Annotated in this window: 13 protein-coding genes and 1 pseudogene; 7 read left to right on the top strand and 7 right to left on the bottom strand. The window is 61.2% G+C overall.

What is annotated here, in order from left to right; translation table 11 throughout:
• Positions 1 to 46: 46 nt before the first annotated feature.
• Together RBB32_RS13225 and RBB32_RS13220 are read right to left on the bottom strand one after the other, a co-directional pair.
• Positions 47 to 532, bottom strand: coding sequence for a GNAT family N-acetyltransferase (locus RBB32_RS13225; RefSeq protein WP_306153210.1), 486 nt, complete (start codon positions 530 to 532; stop codon positions 47 to 49).
• The gene (locus tag RBB32_RS13220) at positions 529 to 1,122 is read right to left on the bottom strand and encodes an HD family hydrolase (RefSeq protein WP_306153209.1); all 594 of its coding nucleotides are present in this window, start codon (positions 1,120 to 1,122) and stop codon (positions 529 to 531) included. Before RBB32_RS13220 ends, RBB32_RS13225 begins: the two co-directional genes overlap by 4 nt.
• Positions 1,123 to 1,229: 107 nt before the next feature.
• Between RBB32_RS13220 and ahcY the strand changes: the two genes are divergently transcribed.
• The 3 genes from ahcY to RBB32_RS13205 all read left to right on the top strand — a co-directional run bounded on the left by ahcY (position 1,230) and on the right by RBB32_RS13205 (position 5,662).
• Positions 1,230 to 2,618 carry an adenosylhomocysteinase gene (ahcY, locus tag RBB32_RS13215; RefSeq protein ID WP_306153208.1) on the top strand — a complete coding sequence of 463 codons (1,389 nt, stop codon included), beginning with the start codon at positions 1,230 to 1,232 and terminating at the stop codon, positions 2,616 to 2,618.
• A 474-nt stretch (positions 2,619 to 3,092) separates the two neighbouring features.
• Complete coding sequence (locus tag RBB32_RS13210; RefSeq protein ID WP_306153207.1) at positions 3,093 to 5,105, top strand: TonB-dependent receptor domain-containing protein; 2,013 nt, start codon at positions 3,093 to 3,095, stop codon at positions 5,103 to 5,105.
• 215 nt (positions 5,106 to 5,320) lie between these two features.
• Positions 5,321 to 5,662, top strand: coding sequence for a DUF2853 family protein (locus tag RBB32_RS13205; protein ID WP_306153206.1), 342 nt, complete (start codon positions 5,321 to 5,323; stop codon positions 5,660 to 5,662).
• A gap of 95 nt (positions 5,663 to 5,757) precedes the next feature.
• Here RBB32_RS13205 and RBB32_RS13200 read toward each other — a convergent pair whose 3' ends face one another.
• The 5 genes and pseudogenes from RBB32_RS13200 to RBB32_RS13180 all read right to left on the bottom strand — a co-directional run.
• A complete protein-coding gene (locus RBB32_RS13200) occupies positions 5,758 to 7,959 on the bottom strand; it encodes an NADP-dependent isocitrate dehydrogenase (RefSeq protein WP_306153204.1) in 2,202 nt (733 codons plus the stop codon).
• Positions 7,960 to 8,444: 485 nt separating this feature from the next.
• Positions 8,445 to 9,458, bottom strand: a complete 1,014-nt coding sequence (locus tag RBB32_RS13195; protein WP_306153202.1) for a phosphotransferase family protein — start codon at positions 9,456 to 9,458, stop codon at positions 8,445 to 8,447.
• A gap of 25 nt (positions 9,459 to 9,483) precedes the next feature.
• Positions 9,484 to 10,716, bottom strand: a complete 1,233-nt coding sequence (locus tag RBB32_RS13190) for an acyl-CoA dehydrogenase family protein (RefSeq protein WP_306153200.1) — start codon at positions 10,714 to 10,716, stop codon at positions 9,484 to 9,486.
• A 10-nt stretch (positions 10,717 to 10,726) separates the two neighbouring features.
• Positions 10,727 to 11,479: an SDR family NAD(P)-dependent oxidoreductase gene (locus tag RBB32_RS13185; RefSeq protein WP_306153198.1), complete on the bottom strand. Its 753-nt coding sequence runs from the start codon at positions 11,477 to 11,479 to the stop codon at positions 10,727 to 10,729.
• Positions 11,480 to 11,749: 270 nt separating this feature from the next.
• Positions 11,750 to 11,890 (bottom strand): annotated as a pseudogene (locus RBB32_RS13180) (IS6 family transposase); the annotation flags it as partial.
• A gap of 198 nt (positions 11,891 to 12,088) precedes the next feature.
• On the opposite strand from RBB32_RS13180, the gene RBB32_RS13175 reads away from it, so the two are divergent.
• Genes RBB32_RS13175 through RBB32_RS13160 form a run of 4 tightly spaced genes read left to right on the top strand, consistent with a single transcriptional unit; the run spans position 12,089 to position 15,883 of the window.
• Positions 12,089 to 13,126 (top strand): ABC transporter substrate-binding protein, encoded by a 1,038-nt coding sequence (locus tag RBB32_RS13175; protein ID WP_371931058.1) that lies wholly within the window; start codon positions 12,089 to 12,091, stop codon positions 13,124 to 13,126.
• Positions 13,126 to 14,109, top strand: coding sequence for an iron ABC transporter permease (locus RBB32_RS13170; protein WP_306153194.1), 984 nt, complete (start codon positions 13,126 to 13,128; stop codon positions 14,107 to 14,109). Before RBB32_RS13175 ends, RBB32_RS13170 begins: the two co-directional genes overlap by 1 nt.
• Positions 14,110 to 14,117: 8 nt before the next feature.
• Positions 14,118 to 15,083 (top strand): iron chelate uptake ABC transporter family permease subunit, encoded by a 966-nt coding sequence (locus RBB32_RS13165; protein WP_306153192.1) that lies wholly within the window; start codon positions 14,118 to 14,120, stop codon positions 15,081 to 15,083.
• On the top strand, positions 15,083 to 15,883 hold the full coding sequence (locus tag RBB32_RS13160; protein WP_306153190.1) for an ABC transporter ATP-binding protein: 801 nt from the start codon (positions 15,083 to 15,085) through the stop codon (positions 15,881 to 15,883). Before RBB32_RS13165 ends, RBB32_RS13160 begins: the two co-directional genes overlap by 1 nt.
• The last annotated feature ends 11 nt before the right edge of the window (positions 15,884 to 15,894 follow it).

Genomic DNA, 15,894 nt, shown 5'->3' with positions numbered 1-15,894 from the left:
TACCCCTGGGGCGGGAGTATTTTGGGAAAGATGAAAAGGGATCGCGTCAAAGATCGAAGCGTTTGCTGATTTTGTCCACGACCTGCCCGTCGGCAAGGGCTTGGTTGGGCTGGCGGGCGTAATCCTCGAAGCCGCGGCTTTGGTAATAGGCCAGCCCCCCGGCATTGTCGGCGCGGATCGTGGCGTTGATCCAGCGATAGCCCAGCGCACGGGCGGCCGCCTTGGTTGTCTCGAAGAGTTTTGAGCCGATACCGAGGCCGGTCGTACCCAGTTTTACGAAGGTCGCGATATCGCAGGCCTCGGGCGGCAGATCGGGGTGCGGATTTGCGTATTGAAAGCCAAGAAGATGTCCGGCCTCATCCTCGGCCAAGTGCCAGAGGGCGTTGGCCGGGGCTTGTTCGATCCGCTTGGCAATTGCCTCGCGCGTCACCTCGTGGGTAAGGGCGGTGGTGCCACCTTTGCGGATGATGGCATTGAGCAACTCGGCCATCTGGCGGGCATCCATGGCCCCGGCTTGCCGAATATGGATCATCCGATTTCCTCGAGCAGGGCATTGTGCCGGGCCACGTAGTCGCGGCGGGTATCGAGTGGTGGGCGCAGGACGATTTGCAAACCATCGATCACGTCGGCCGCAGGGCGGCCAAAGAATTTGTCGGCTTCATCGGTGGAAAACCCGGCAATCTGCGTGGCCTCCATCCATGCGCTGATCTTGTCGGCCTTCTTGATCTGTTTCTTGATCTGCGCCGGGATCACCGCAGGCAGGCCAAAGCGGATATGAATCGCCGCGGTCAGGCGCTTGTCCAACTCGTCATAATCCGGGCCAACGGCGGCTTTTACCGGGCTGATCATGTCGCCGATCACGTATTCGGGGGCATCGTGCAAAAGCGCGGCCAGCTTCCATTTCGCATCGGCCTTCGGGTTCAAGCGGGTGAACAGGCCCTCCACCAAAAGCGAATGCTCGGCCACGGAATAGGCATAGTCGCCCAGGGTTTGACCGTTCCAGCGCGCCACGAAGCTTAGCCCATGGGCGATGTCCCCGATCTCGATATCCACCGGGGTCGGGTCCAGCAGGTCAAGCCGCCGCCCTGACAGCATCTTTTGCCATGCACGGGGTTGTTTCATCGTGGCCTCATTGTCGCGGCTTGCCGGTTGGGTGGCTCTGGCGTTGCCGAAGGGACTGACCGGTGCTATCTGCACGGCAAGTTTACAGATTGCAAGGAGCCACCCGGATGGCAAAAGACTATATCGTCAAAGACATCAGCCTCGCGGATTATGGACGCAAGGAACTGGATATCGCCGAAACCGAGATGCCCGGCCTGATGGCCCTGCGGGAAGAATACGGGGCCGAGCAGCCCCTGAAAGGCGCGCGGATCGTGGGCAGCCTGCACATGACGATCCAGACCGCCGTGTTGATCGAAACGCTTGTCGCGCTGGGTGCCGATGTGCGCTGGGCCTCGTGCAACATCTTTTCCACGCAGGACCACGCTGCGGCCGCCATCGCCGCGGGCGGTACACCGGTTTTCGCGATCAAGGGGCAGACGCTGGAGGAGCATTGGGATTACCTTGATCGATCCTTCCTGTTTGACGATGGCCCCAACATGATCCTCGACGATGGTGGGGATGCCACGCTTTACATCCTGCTGGGCGCGCGCGCCGAGGCAGGCGAGGATATCATCCCCGTGCCGTCTTCCGAGGAAGAGGAAGTGATCAAGGCGCAGATCGCCAAGCGGATGAAAGAAAGCCCCGGCTGGTTCACCAAGGTGCGTGATCAGATCAAGGGTGTGTCCGAGGAAACCACTACAGGGGTCAACCGCCTGTATCAACTGGTGCGTGACGGGCAACTGCCGTTCCCGGCGATCAACGTGAACGACTCTGTGACCAAGTCGAAGTTCGACAACAAGTACGGCTGCAAGGAAAGCCTTGTCGATGGCATCCGCCGCGCCACCGATACCATGATGGCCGGCAAGGTTGCCGTGGTCATGGGCTATGGCGATGTGGGCAAAGGCAGCGCCGCTTCTCTGCGCGGGGCCGGTGCCCGCGTGAAGGTGACCGAGGTTGACCCGATCTGCGCCCTGCAGGCCGCGATGGACGGGTTCGAGGTGGTCTTGCTGGAAGATGTGGTATCCTCGGCGGATATCTTCATCACCACCACCGGCAACAAGGACGTGATCCGCATCGAGCATATGCGCGAGATGAAGGACATGGCCATCGTCGGCAATATCGGCCACTTCGACAATGAAATTCAGGTGGCCAGCCTTAAGAACCACAAGTGGACCAACATCAAGGAACAGGTGGACATGATCGAACTGCCCTCGGGCAACCGGATCATTCTGCTGTCCGAAGGGCGCCTTTTGAACCTTGGTAACGCCACCGGCCACCCGTCCTTCGTGATGTCGGCCAGCTTTACCAACCAGGTTCTGGCGCAGATCGAGCTGTGGCAGCGTGGTGAGCAGTACAAGAACGAGGTTTATATCCTGCCCAAGCATCTGGATGAAAAGGTGGCCCGGCTGCACCTTGACCGGATCGGCGTGAAATTGACCCCGCTTGACCCAGAACAGGCGGCTTATATCGGGGTCAAACCCGAAGGCCCCTACAAGCCGGAACACTACCGGTATTGAGGTGATTGCAATTGGCGGGGCGGTTGCGGCTGTCTTGCCGATCTGGGTCCGCTGAGCCTGAACACCCCGGAACCGCCGCCTAAAGCGTTCCGCCTTTAACCTGATGCATCAGCGAAAAGCGGAACGCGTGCAACGATTGAGCGGAGCACTGCGTTTCGCGAAAATCTGTGATTCAGGTTTTTCGCGAAACGCTTTAATCGGGCGGCGGTTTTGTATTTTTGCACCTGATTTTGCATGTTGCCCGGCGGCACCCTAATATCCGAGTGTTTTACTTGACAATTAGAAGATGCCCGAGCAATAGGGGCATCATACAGCAAGCTATCGGATTTCTGGCCGTCTATCAGGCCCTTGAATGCCGGCGCTAGCCATTTCCCATGAACCGATCCCGCCAATCGCCGCCCGCCACCCTTTCGTGGTGTGCGGTACAGCCGGTTTCGTGAATGGGACAGCTTAAGGGATGAAGGGACAGATCAGATGACAAACAGGATGCGACTGGCCAATACAACCGCGATCGCGCTGGGGCTTTCGGTGCTTGGTGGAATGGTGCTTGCGCAGGAGGACATGCAGGTTGAGGGGCATGTCGACCTTGGACAAGTGATCGTCGGCTATACAGCCGATGGCACACCGGTCTATGCTGGTGAGAACACCACCGAGATCGACTCGGAAGAGCTGCACGATACCGGTATCAACACATCGCTCGACAACACGCTGCGTTCGGAAACCTCGGTGTTTACGCAGGAGGACCCCGGCAATCCGGCGCTCGCCGTCAATATCCGTGGTTTCGAAGGGTCCGGCCGGGTCGCGATGATGGTCGACGGGGTGCCGCAGAACTACCGCACGACGGGTCATGCGGCACAGAGTGCTGCCTATATCGACCCCAACCTTCTGTCGAGCATTGATATTTCCCGCGGTGCAGTCGTGACCGCCGGGGGCAGCGGGCTTGCCGGTGCGGTCAATTTTCGTACGTTGAATGCCGAGGACGTGCTTCTGGATGGCCGGAATTTCGGTGGTATGACGCGTCTTAGCTATGGCGACAACGGTGACGATGGCGCCGGGATGCTTGCCGGGGCGTACCGCGATGAGACTTTCGACATGGTCCTGGCGTTCAGTGGCCAGGATGCCAGTAACTACGAGGACGGTACCGGTGCGACCGCCGCGAATACGTGGAAAGATACCCGTTCGGGTTTGCTCAAGCTGGGGTACAACCTGACGGATACGCAGCGCGTCACCTTCTCGGCCAAGCGGTACGAAGCGGATTTCTTCGCGACCAGCTACAAACAGAATATCGAGCAGGACACCTTTACATTCGGGTACAGCTTTAACCCGGGCAACAACCTCGTGAACCTCGATTTCAACCTCTACTACAATGAAACGGATATTCGCTATGTTGCCGGGACAGGCTCTTTTGTCGGGCGGAATATGGTGACCGAAACACTTGGCGGGAACCTGACGAACATTTCCGATTTCCAACTGGGCGCCTGGAACGTCACCTCGGTGAACGGTCTCGATTACTCCCAGGACGACCTGGGCGGCGGCGGCGGCGGTGTGAACCCGACCAACGGGACGGCAAAGCGGTTCTCGGCCTTCTCTGAAAACGTCTTTGTCAACGGCAACTGGGAGGTGACGTTCGGCCTGCGCGCCAATCACTATTCGCTTGAAGGCAATGCATCCCAAGGCGCGATTGATGTGGACTACACATCGATCGACCCGAAGCTGACCGTGGCCTATTGGGTCAACGATTGGCTACAGCCCTACGCGACCCTGTCACAAAGCAGCCGCATGCCGACCCTGCAGGAAACCATGCTCGGGGGTACCCATCCGGGCGGCGGTATGGGCATGATCGCCAACCCGCTTCTGGAGCCGGAAACCTCAAGAGGTTATGAACTGGGCTTCAATATCCAGCGTCACAATCTTTTCATGACCGGAGACAGGCTGACCGGGCGGGTCAATTACTACCACATGGATGTCGAGGATTACGTGACCGCCTCTTCGCTTGCGGGGAACTTCACCAATGCATGGGGCCAGACCGGTATCGCTTTCGTCAACCAGCCGGGCACAGCCGAAACCAGTGGTTACGAGCTTGAACTCGACTACAGCACACCGCGTTACGATATCGGGCTGAGCTACACGATCAACGATTCCGACATGCCGTCGCAAACACCGGGTCTGGGTGCAGGGCAGTATCTGCCGGATCAGACAGGCTCACTTCGGATTGCGACCCGGTTCCTTAACGACAAGCTGACCCTTGGTGGGCAGTACAACTATGTCTCAGGCGGTCTTTATACCGGCCTGTACCAACAGACGCCGACACAGACGGACAGCGATTACCACCTGTTCGATCTATTCGCCGTCTATGACATTTCGGAGGGTGCGAAGCTGACCGCGAAAGTCGCAAACGTGTTCGACGAGGATTACACGCCTTGGCTTTCTGCCGGAACCAAGGGCCGCGGCCGGACGGCCTATGTCGGTCTTGAAATGAAATTCTGACCCGTCCTTTCGGACAAGACAGGGAAAAGGGCCGCGCCGTGCCGTGGCCCTTTTCTTTTGCAAAGGTTTGCTTGCGCTTTTTATCGGGGAACCGTGTCGAAGTTTTCCCTTTGTGCGTGCCAAAACTGCCGTTATCGTAAGGATCAGAGCCGCATTTTGGCTTGGATTTTAATCATGCACCGGCGGGATGGCCGGTTTCAGGTGGGAGAATACTTATGGGCAAACGCGACGAGCTTATCGCACAATATGCTGACGATCTTCGCAACAAATGCGGGATGCAGCCGGATATGGACCTGCTGACCAAGGTGACCATTGGTTGTGGTCCGGCGATCTACAACGCGGATGCAAGTACCGTCGCCGCCGGTCAGCCCGAAGAGCTTGAGACCGTCAAGAACAATTTCCTCATCAAGAAACTGGGCCTTGCCGACGGTCCGCAGCTTATGGATGCGATCAACCAGGTGATCGAAACCTATGGCCGCTCGGAGCGTAACAAGTACCGCGCCGTGGTTTACTACATGCTGACCAAGCACTTCGGCAAAGAGTCGGTCTACGGTTAATCCGGACCAGACAATTCAAAAGAAAACGCCCGGGGCCAAAAACCCCGGGCGTTTTTTCATGGCAGTGGGCCGGGGTTTACCCGGCCCGAAACACCTTAGCCGATGATGCTGTTCAGCGTTGCCGATGGCCGCATGACCGAGGACACCTTGGCCGGGTCACCGTGGTAGTAGCCGCCCAGATCGGCAGGTTTGCCTTGCGCCGCGGCCAGTTCCGACACGATCTCGCTTTCCTTATCGGCAAGCGCCTTGGCAATCGGCGCGAAATGCGCGGCCAGATCGGAATCGTCGCTTTGCCCGGCCAGTGCCTCGGCCCAGTAACGAGCGAACCAATAGTGGCTGTCGCGGTTGTCGGGCTCACCTACCTTGCGCGAGGGGCTGCGGCCATGATCCAGCACGCCCTGCGTTGCCACCTCAACCGCAGTGCCCAGGACGCGCGCCTTGGCGTTGTCCTTCTGATCGGCAAGGAACTTGAAGCTTTCCCCCAGTGCACAGAATTCACCCAGACTATCCCAGCGCAGGTGGTTTTCTTCCATCAACTGGTCGACGTGTTTGGGGGCCGAGCCACCGGCGCCGGTTTCGAACAACCCGCCGCCATTCATCAGCTTCACGATCGACAGCATCTTGGCCGATGTGGCCAGTTCGAGGATCGGGAAGAGGTCGGTCAGGTAATCGCGCAACACGTTGCCGGTGATGGCGATGGTGTTTTCGCCCTTGGTGATGGTTTCAAGCGATGCACGGGTCGCTTCACGCGGGGTCATGATCTCGAACTTGTCGGCCACGCCCTTCGCCTCAAGGATGGGCTTGACGTATTTGATCAGTTCCGCGTCATGCGCACGATCTTTATCCAGCCAGAAAATCGCGCGGTAGCCGGTGGCCTTCTGACGATCAATCGCAAGGTTTACCCAGTCTTCTATCGGGGCCTTGCGGGCGCTGGCCGACCGCCAGATATCCCCGGCTTCGACCTTGTGCTCGTGCAACACGGTGCCATCGTCCAGAACCATCTTCACGACCCCGTCTTCCGGGATCTCGAAGGTGGTGGGGTGGCTGCCGTATTCTTCGGCTTTTTGCGCCATCAGGCCGATGTTTTGCACCGTGCCTGCGGTGGCCGGGTCCATCTTGCCTTTCTCTTTGAAGAACTCGATCGCCTCGTCATAGACCGGCGCGTAGGAGTTATCGGGGATCACACAGTTGGTATCGTGCTGCGCATCATCCGGGCCCCAGCCCTTGCCGCCTGCCTTGATCAGCGCAGGCATCGAGGCATCGATAATCACGTCCGACGGTACATGCAGGTTGGTGATACCCTTGTCGCTATCCACCATGTACATCGGCGGACGCTCGGCCATGACCTTTTCGATCTCGGCCTTGATCTCGGACTTGTCTTCCACACGGTCCAACAGCGCGGCAAGCCCCGAATTGGGGTTCACACCTGCGGCTTTCATCTCGTCGCCGTATTTGTCGAAGACGGGCTTGAGGAATTCTTTCACCGCATGGCCAAAGATGATCGGGTCGCTGACCTTCATCATCGTTGCCTTCATGTGGAGCGAGAACAAAACACCCTCTTGCTTGGTCTTTTCGATCTCTTCGGCAAGGAAGGCATCCAGCGCCTTGGCGCTCATGTAAGTGGCATCCACCACGGTGCCCGCCGGGTAGGACACCCCGTCTTTCAATACGGTTTCGCCGCCCGCGCCTTCCAGAACGATCTTGGCGGTCGCTTCCCCGTCCAGCGTTGCCGACACTTCGTTCGAGAAGAAATCACCGCCCGACATCGAGGCGACGCGCGTCTTGCTGTCGGCGCTCCAATCCCCCATGCGGTGCGGGTTGTTCTGGGCGTATTTCTTGACGGCCGCCGCCGCGCGACGATCCGAGTTGCCTTCGCGCAGAACCGGGTTCACGGCCGAGCCTTTGATCGTGTCGTACTTGGCCTGAATGGCCTTTTCTTCGTCGTTGGCCGGCTCATATGGGTAATCGGGCAGGGCATAGCCTTGGCCTTGCAGTTCCTCGATCGCTTCGACCAACTGCGGCACCGAGGCCGAGATATTGGGCAGTTTGATCACGTTTGCATCCGGCGTCTTCACCAGCTTGCCAAGTTCAGCAAGGTCATCCGACTGGCGCTGTTCCTCGGTCAGAACCTCGGGGAAGGTGGCGATGATGCGCCCGGCAAGGGAAATATCCTTGGTCCCAACGCTGACGCCCGCCGCCTTGGCAAAGCTTTCGATGATCGGAAGAAGGGAGGCCGAGGCCAGTTCGGGGGCTTCGTCGACCTTGGTATAAATAATGTCAGGAGTGTTTTCAGCCATGATTCCACGCTTTCTGAAGTTTCGGCATACCATAGTACACCGAAATCGGATAATCCATCTCTAAAGTGGCGATTACAGTGAGATGCGCCGCAGCGATCCAAAACGCAACCTACAAGTCTTGATCATGCCTTGAAGGCGGGTCGCCATGCGGCAGATCGGCTGCTGGTGCGAGACACCTCGTTGATACACGCTATGTGATTCTTCACATTTTTTCACTGAAAAATCCAATAAAGCGTTTCGCGATAAACCTGAATCACGGGGTGTCGCGCTATGCAGCCCAAACCCCGATCGTTGCACACGTCCCGCCTTTCGCAGGGGGCTCAGGTTAAAGGCGGAACGCTTCAGGTTCTGTCACGTTCATCGGGTGGTGATCGAACAGGCGAAGGTTTGAACCCTCATGCGGCGGGTTTCTTGCGCCCTGATGTCGGTTTAGGCGGGTTGGCGGATCACCGTGAATTAAAGTGACGACTGGCAAATCCAAGGGGCTATCCCTCGATCACTTCGACCCCCCGACGAGCGAGCTTGCGCGCCATGGCGCCGTGCTGTTCCACGTCGGAACCGGCGGCGGTTCCAAGGCGGACACGGTCGGCGATGCCGACCCAGATCACCGAGAAGCGGAACAGCGCAAAGGCCTTGTGAAAAGGCAGGAGGGGCGGTGTTTCCGGGGCATTCCGCATGTAGCGTTCGACGAATTCCTGTTCCGAGGGCAGCCGGAGCGCTTTGTGATCAAGCCCAAGGATACCGCCGTACTCATCGGGCGCGGTATGCCACGGCAACACGCAGAACCCGAGATCCGCCAATGGATGACCGAGCGTCGAAAGTTCCCAGTCAAGGATCGCGGCGACGCGCGGCTCGGTGGGGTGAAAGATGACGTTGCCCATGCGAAAATCGCCGTGTGCGATACTGACGGCGCCATCGTCCTCGGGCATGTTTGCACGTAGCCAGGCCGCAAGCCGGTCAAGATCGGGGATCGGGTCGCCGGGGCTTTCCTCCCATTGACGGCTCCACCGGGCGATCTGGCGCTCGAAGTAATTGCCGGGCCGTCCGAAATCCCCAAGGCCGACCTCGTCGGGCCGGATCTTGTGCATTGCCGCAAGTGCATCAGCAAGCCCCATCCAGAGTTCCCGACGCTCGGCCGGGTTGGCCTCGGACAGCGAGCAATCGGTGAAAACCCGGCCTTCGACCCGTTCCATCAGGTAGAAGGGTGTGCCGAGGACATCCGTCTCTTCGTGAAACAGCACGGGGCGCGGAACCGGAACCCCGGCAGGATACAGTGCATTCAGGACGCGGAATTCCCGGTCAACCGCGTGGGCGCCCTTTAGGATTGGCCCGTTCGGCTGCTTGCGAAGTACCATGTCACGCGAGCCATAGGTGAGAAAGTAGGTCGGGTTGGATTGGCCGCCCGATATGCGTTCGAGCGTCATGTCGCCCGCCGTGCCGAACCGGCGGGCGAGAAAGGTCTCGAGGCGGGCCGGGTCGAAGTCGATATCCGTGGTCATTTCGGGTGGGTATCCTTTTTGCCGGTCATGTCATGAGGGGCGGCTGGCGTTCAGGCCCCGGCTCCCATTTCCAGAAGTCGCGGCCCTCTTTGGCAAGCGTGCGTTCGAGAACCATCTTGTGAACCTCGTCCGCGCCATCGACCAGCCGGGCCTGCCGAGCGTAGCGATAGATCCATTCCAGCACGGTATCCTTGGAATAGCCGCGCGCGCCGTTGATCTGGATCGCGGTATCGGCGGCCTGGTGCAGAAGGTTCGCGACATGGACCTTGGCCATCGACACTTCTTTTCGCGCAAAGCTGCCCTGATCGAGGGCCCAGGCCGCCTTCATCACCAGAATGCGCCCTACCTCGATCTGCATGGCCAGGTCACCCAGCATCAGCTTGATGCTTTCGCGGTCCGACAGGCGCTCGCCGAAGGCAAAGCGCTCGTGGGCATAGGTGTTGGCAATCTCGACGCAGCGCTTGGCCAGCCCCAGCCAGCGCATGCAATGCGTCAGCCGCGCCGGCCCGAGGCGAATCTGGGTCAGCTTCAGCCCGTCCCCTTCCTCCATCAGCACGTTCTCGGCCGGAATCTCCATGTCCTCGTAGACGATCTCGCAATGCCCGCCATGTTCTTCCGGGCCCATGATCGGGATGCGCCGCTCGATCCGGAAGCCGGGTTCGTCCTTGCCGTGCAGGAAGGCCGTCAGCCCCTTGCGCGGGTCGTCCGAGGTACGCGCGACCAGAATGAAGTGATCGGATTCCTCGGCGCCGGTGATGAACCACTTGCGGCCGCGGACGATGTAGCGGTCGTTCTTCTTTTGGGCGGTGGTCAGCATCATGCCGCCCGGATCGGAGCCCGAACCGGGGTGCGGTTCGGTCATGACGAAGGCCGAGCGCACATTGCCTTGGACGATGGGTTGCAGCCAGCGCTTTTTCTGGGGGTCGGTGGCCACCTGTTCCAGAACCATCATGTTGCCGTCGTCCGGCGCGGCCGAGTTGAACACGACCGGCCCGAAAATGGAGCGGTTCATCTCTTCGTAGCACACTGCCATGCCGACCTTGCCGAAGCCCTGGCCGCCGGTCTCTTCTTTCAGTTGCAGGCACCACAAGCCCTCGGCGCGGGCCTTTTCGCGCAGAGCTTCAAGAACGTCGAGGCGGATGTTTTCGTGCGGGTCGAAATTTGTTCGGTCCTCTTCCAGGGGCAGCAGCTCGTCCTCGACAAATCGAGCGATACGCGCCCTGAAATCTTCGATGCGGGGGGAGATTGTAAAATCCATGGGGTCCGTCCTAAAGCGATGATACCAGATGGCCGCCATCGACCACGACTTCGGTGCCGGTCATGAAAGCGCTGTCGTCGGAGGCCAGCAAAAGAAGGGGGCCGTCAAGGTCCGACATCCGGCCAAGCCGACGCTGTGGCACACGCTTGATCAAGGCCTGCCCCACGTCGGAGGCAAAGAACGCGCGGTTCAGGTCGGTCTCGATGTAACCCGGGCAGAGGGCGTTGACCCGGACGCCATGCCGCGCCCATTCGAGTGCGAGGCTTTTTGTCATCTGCACGACCCCGGCTTTCGCCGTCGCGTAAGCAGAGACGTTACCGGCGACGCGCAGACCAAGTATCGAGGCAATGTTGATGATACTGCCGCCGCGGCCTTCATCGACCATGCGTTTTGCCGCGGCCTGCGCAACCCGGAAGACGCCGGTCAGGTCGGTATTGATCACGCGGTCCCAGTCTGCGGGCGAGGTTTCCAACGCCGGGCCGTCATGGGTGATGCCGGCGTTGTTCACCACGATGTCGAAGGCTGGGCGCTCCATCGCTGTGTGAATGCTGTCTGGGTCTGTAACATCAAGCGGTAAGGCCCTTGCCATGCCGCCGGCCTGATGGATTTTGGCGGCAAGTTCTTCCAGCTTCTCCGTCCGGCGGGCCGCGACCGTGACCTCGGCCCCCTCGCGTGCCAGGATCTCTGCGAAATGCCGTCCAAGCCCGGACGAGGCCCCGGTAACGAGGGCGGTTTTACCGCTCAGTTTTCCACCATCTGACATGTTTTTGTCTCCGTCATCGTCAATCGTAGGCTCTGATGGCTCGTGTCGGGCCTTGCGGCGTGTTGCAAGGCTGGCATGCCGGCAGCGGGGCCATCCCCTTGTGCCTGTCGTGATACGCATTTGTGAGTGTAACCTAGACAGAGGCGAAGGACACTTGCGTTGATATTGTAGCTTGTCTCCGAGAGTTTCGTAAGGGGCCTTGCCGTTGTGCGCGCCGTGCGGTTGGGGCATCTGCGGCGCGAACTTCACCCCCCGACGTCGGATCGTTTAGTAGGAAATGTCGATGCCGCGCTCCAGGAACATTTCCTCGATCTCGCGGAGGGAGAGGTTGAAACGGACGTACAGCCAAATCGCGTACGCGATGGTCTCTGGTGGAAACCGGTGGCGCTTGTAGCTGAAGATGGTGCTCATGCGCAGCAACTACTCAGAATCTCTAACGCCTCCAACAGGCCCGTGTTAATGTGACAAAGCTTTCCGGACGACGACACTTGTAGGACGACAGATCGTTGGATAAGCTTGCGGCACTGGTGAATACTAGGCATCAGGCTGTCACCTGAAACCCGCAGCACCGCTCCCAAAGCCGTTTCTCGCGCTTGAAAGACTGATACTATGGGGTTTCGATTTCCTGTCATGATTCCGTTCACCAAGAGTCCTTTCGGCACCACACGCCGTAGTTTTATTCTCGGAAGCTTTGCGGCTTTGTTGGCGCCGCACGTCGCGACAGCACAGCAGGCGATCAGAATTCCTCATGTGTGGGGTGAAACGGTTCTTGAGCGTCCGGCGGAACGGGTTGTGTCTTTGGGATACACCACTCAGGACCCGTTGCTTGCACTCGGGGTGGTGCCTCTGGCGGTGCGTTACTGGTTCGGAGACCAGCCGCATGCCGTTTGGCCATGGGCGCACGAGCGACTGGGCCACGCGGAGCCGACCGTTCTGACCGGCGAGGTCTCGATGGAGCTTGTCGCGGGGCTGTCGCCCGATCTGATCGTCGCCATCGGGTCGGGTATTTCACGGGCCGAGTACGCGTTGCTGAGTGAGATCGCGCCTGTGCTGATGCAGGGGCCCGACGACCCGGTCTTTGGCACGCCTTGGCAGACCGATACCAGGCGCATCGCGCGCGCGTTGGGCAAGGCGCAGCAGGCCGAGGCGTTGATCGGGGACGTCGAAGGCCAGTTCGAGAGCGTAGGGGCAGCGCACCCGGATTGGCAGGGCAAGACAGCGGCCGCGGCCTGGCAGAACGGCAGCGAGACCGGCGCCTTCATGGCTCAGGACAACCGGGCGCGGTTTCTGCATGACCTTGGGTTCCGGATGCCGGAAAAGCTGCGCGACACGGCGGCTGCAGACGGATTCTACACCACGTTTTCGCCAGAAGATATCTCGCCGATTGATGCGGATCTCCTGCTTTGGATTTCATCCATCGGCGGGGCAAGGGAAATTGCCCGGCTTCCGATGCGGAGAACCCTGCGCGCCGAGCAGGAAGGGCGGGAGGTCTTTGCCGATCACCTGGTCTCCGGTGCGTTGTCCTTCGGCAGCGCACTGTCGCTGCCCTATGCGCTCGAACGCTTGGTCGGGGAGGTCGAGCTGGCGCTCGACGGGAGACCTGAAACGGTCGTGCCCTCGGCGCTGAAGGCGGGGCTGGTGCGCTGATGCGCGGCCTGCTTCTTGCCTGTCTTCTGATCGGGGCCGTGGCCATGTCGCTGGGCATTGGTGTCAGGCCGGTTGCGCCCGGCGTGTTCCTGGAGGCGTTGCTTGGATACGATCCGCGCGACCCGGCCCACGTGACGATCGCAGCGATCCGGCTGCCGCGCACGTTGGCGGGCCTTGCGGCGGGTGCGGCACTGGGCATCGCCGGGACGGTCATGCAATCGCTGACCCGCAACCCGCTGGCCGATCCGGGCATTCTGGGGATCAACGCGGGTGCCGCCTTTGCGCTCATTGTCGGGGTCACGCTTTTCGGAAGGTCGGACCAGGCGGCGGTTGCATTGTTCGCCTTTCCGGGGGCCGCGCTGGCGGCGCTGGCGGTGTTTGCCTTGGGCGGCGGCTTCCGGGGGGATTCCGGACCGGTACGCCTGACACTCGCGGGGGCCGCCCTGAACGCGCTGCTGTTATCCCTGGTCACGGCGATTGTCTTGGTCCGGCAGGATTCGCTGGATGTACTGCGGTTTTGGGTGGCCGGCTCCCTGACAGACGCGGCCTACAGGCCGGTCGTGGAAATGACGCTGGTTATCGGGCTGGCTGCGGTTCTCGCGTTTGCCATCGCACCGCTGATCGAGGCGCTGTCGCTTGGTTCCGACTTGGCGCGGGGCCTTGGAACCCGGCTATTGAGAGCGCAGGCCGGGGCGTTGACAGTTGTCACTTTGGCGACGGGGGCTGCGGTGGCGATTGCCGGGCCGATCGCCTTCCTGGGCCTGATGGCGCCGCACCTGGCACGGATGTCGACAGGATACGCGCTGCGGCCGCGCCTGGCGGTGTCGGCGGCCTATGGCGCCCTGACCCTGACGCTGGCGGACACGCTGGGACGGCTGGTTCTGAACAGCGGAGAGGTGCGCGCCGGAATCGTTGTCGCGATGATCGGGGGGCCGGTGTTCATCTGGGTCGCGCGTAGGCTGAGACCGGGTGCGATGGCATGAAGGGGTACTTGCCACTGTCTCTTCTGATCTTTCTCGCCACGATCACGGCGCTCTTGACCGGCCAGGTGGATGCGAGCCCCGGTGTGCTGTGGTCCGGCTTGGTGACAGGCGAGGGGCCCGGGGCGCTGATCCTGGACACGATCCGGGGGCCACGGGTGGCGACCGCGCTGGGCGCGGGGGCGGTGCTGGGCATGTCGGGAGCACTTTTCCAGATGCTCTTTCGGAACCCGCTGGCGTCCCCGGATATCCTTGGATTCAACGCCGGTGCGGGATTGGCGATTATCGCCGGCATTGCATTCGGCATCGCGATGCCGACCGCGGTGATGGCGGCGCTTGGCGGCGTGGCGATGGCGCTGGTGATCGGGGGGCTGGCCTATCGCGGAGGCGGAGGGACGCCGGTGTTGACGATCATCCTGATCGGAATCGGTGCGGGTTTCACGGCGACGGCGGTGTCGACCTTCCTGATGACGATATTGCCGGGGACGACCGCCTCCGAGGCGCAGCGCTGGTTGACGGGTTCGCTCGCGGCGCGCGATTGGAGCCATGTCGCGCAAGTCTTGGGCATCGGGGCGGTGCTCGTGTCGCTGGCCCTCGGGCAGGCGCGGATCCTGTCGGCGCTGGAACTGGGCGACGGGCTGGCGGCAGGGCTGGGGCAGAGACCCGAGGCCGCCCGGTGGCGGCTCTCGGCAACAGGCGTGTTGCTGGCCGCCACGGGTGTGGCCGTGGCGGGGCCGGTGCCGTTCGTGGCGCTGATGGCCGGGCCCCTGGGAATGCGTCTGACGGCTGCCCGAACCTCAGCGGGGCGCATGGTCTCGGGGGCAGGGGCTGGGGCGCTGGTGCTGGTGTTGTCGGACCTAGTGGCGCGCGTGGCCGTACCCGGCCTGCAATTGCCCGCAGGTGTCGCGACCGGTCTTCTGGGTGCGCCCTACCTGCTGTGGCGGCTGTCCCGGGAAATGGAACAAGGAGACTTGTGATGCTGAGAACCGAGGCGCTGAGCCTGTCCTATGACGATGTGTCCGTCATCCGCGACCTGGACCTGGAGCTGCCCGGCGGGCGCGTCACGGCGATCATCGGTCCGAACGGATGCGGGAAATCCACGTTGCTGCGCGCTCTGGCTCGGCTGATGCCGCCGGGGTCCGGCCGGGTGACGCTGAACGGCGAGGACATCAACCGTATTCCGCCCAAGCGCCTGGCCCGGCAACTGGCGATCCTGCCGCAGACATTGCGGGCGCCGGAAGGCATCAGGGTGTCGGACCTCGTGATGCGGGGGAGGATTCCGTGGCGCACGTTCCTGAGCCCGTGGAACGAGGCGGACAAGACAGCCTGCGAGACGGCATTGGAGGCGGTCGGCATGACCGGGCTGGCCGACCGGGAACTGTCGGAACTGTCGGGCGGACAGCGCCAGCGGGCGTGGCTGAGCCTTGTGCTGGCGCAGCAGACGCCTTGCCTGCTCTTGGACGAGCCGACGACCTATCTGGACCTGACGCACCAAATGGACGTTCTGGCCCTGCTGCGGCGACAGAACCGGCAGTCCGGGCAAACGATCATCAGCGTGCTTCACGATCTGAACCTTGCGGCCCGCTATTCGGACAACTTGGTGCTGTTGGCGAACGGACGGGTGGTCGCTTCGGGCGCGTCCGAGCAGGTCTTGACGCCGGACAACCTCCTTACGGCTTTCGATCTGGAGGCACGGGTTATTCCCGATCCGGTGACGGGGACGCCCATGGTCGTACCGCTGGAACCGGCAGAACCTGTCCTCTCCGCCGGAATGTGACCTTTGCCCGA

This window comes from Roseovarius sp. MMSF_3281 (assembly GCF_030733685.1).
Taxonomy (GTDB): Bacteria; Pseudomonadota; Alphaproteobacteria; order Rhodobacterales; family Rhodobacteraceae; genus Roseovarius.
This window is presented reverse-complemented; position numbering and strand designations above follow the sequence as displayed.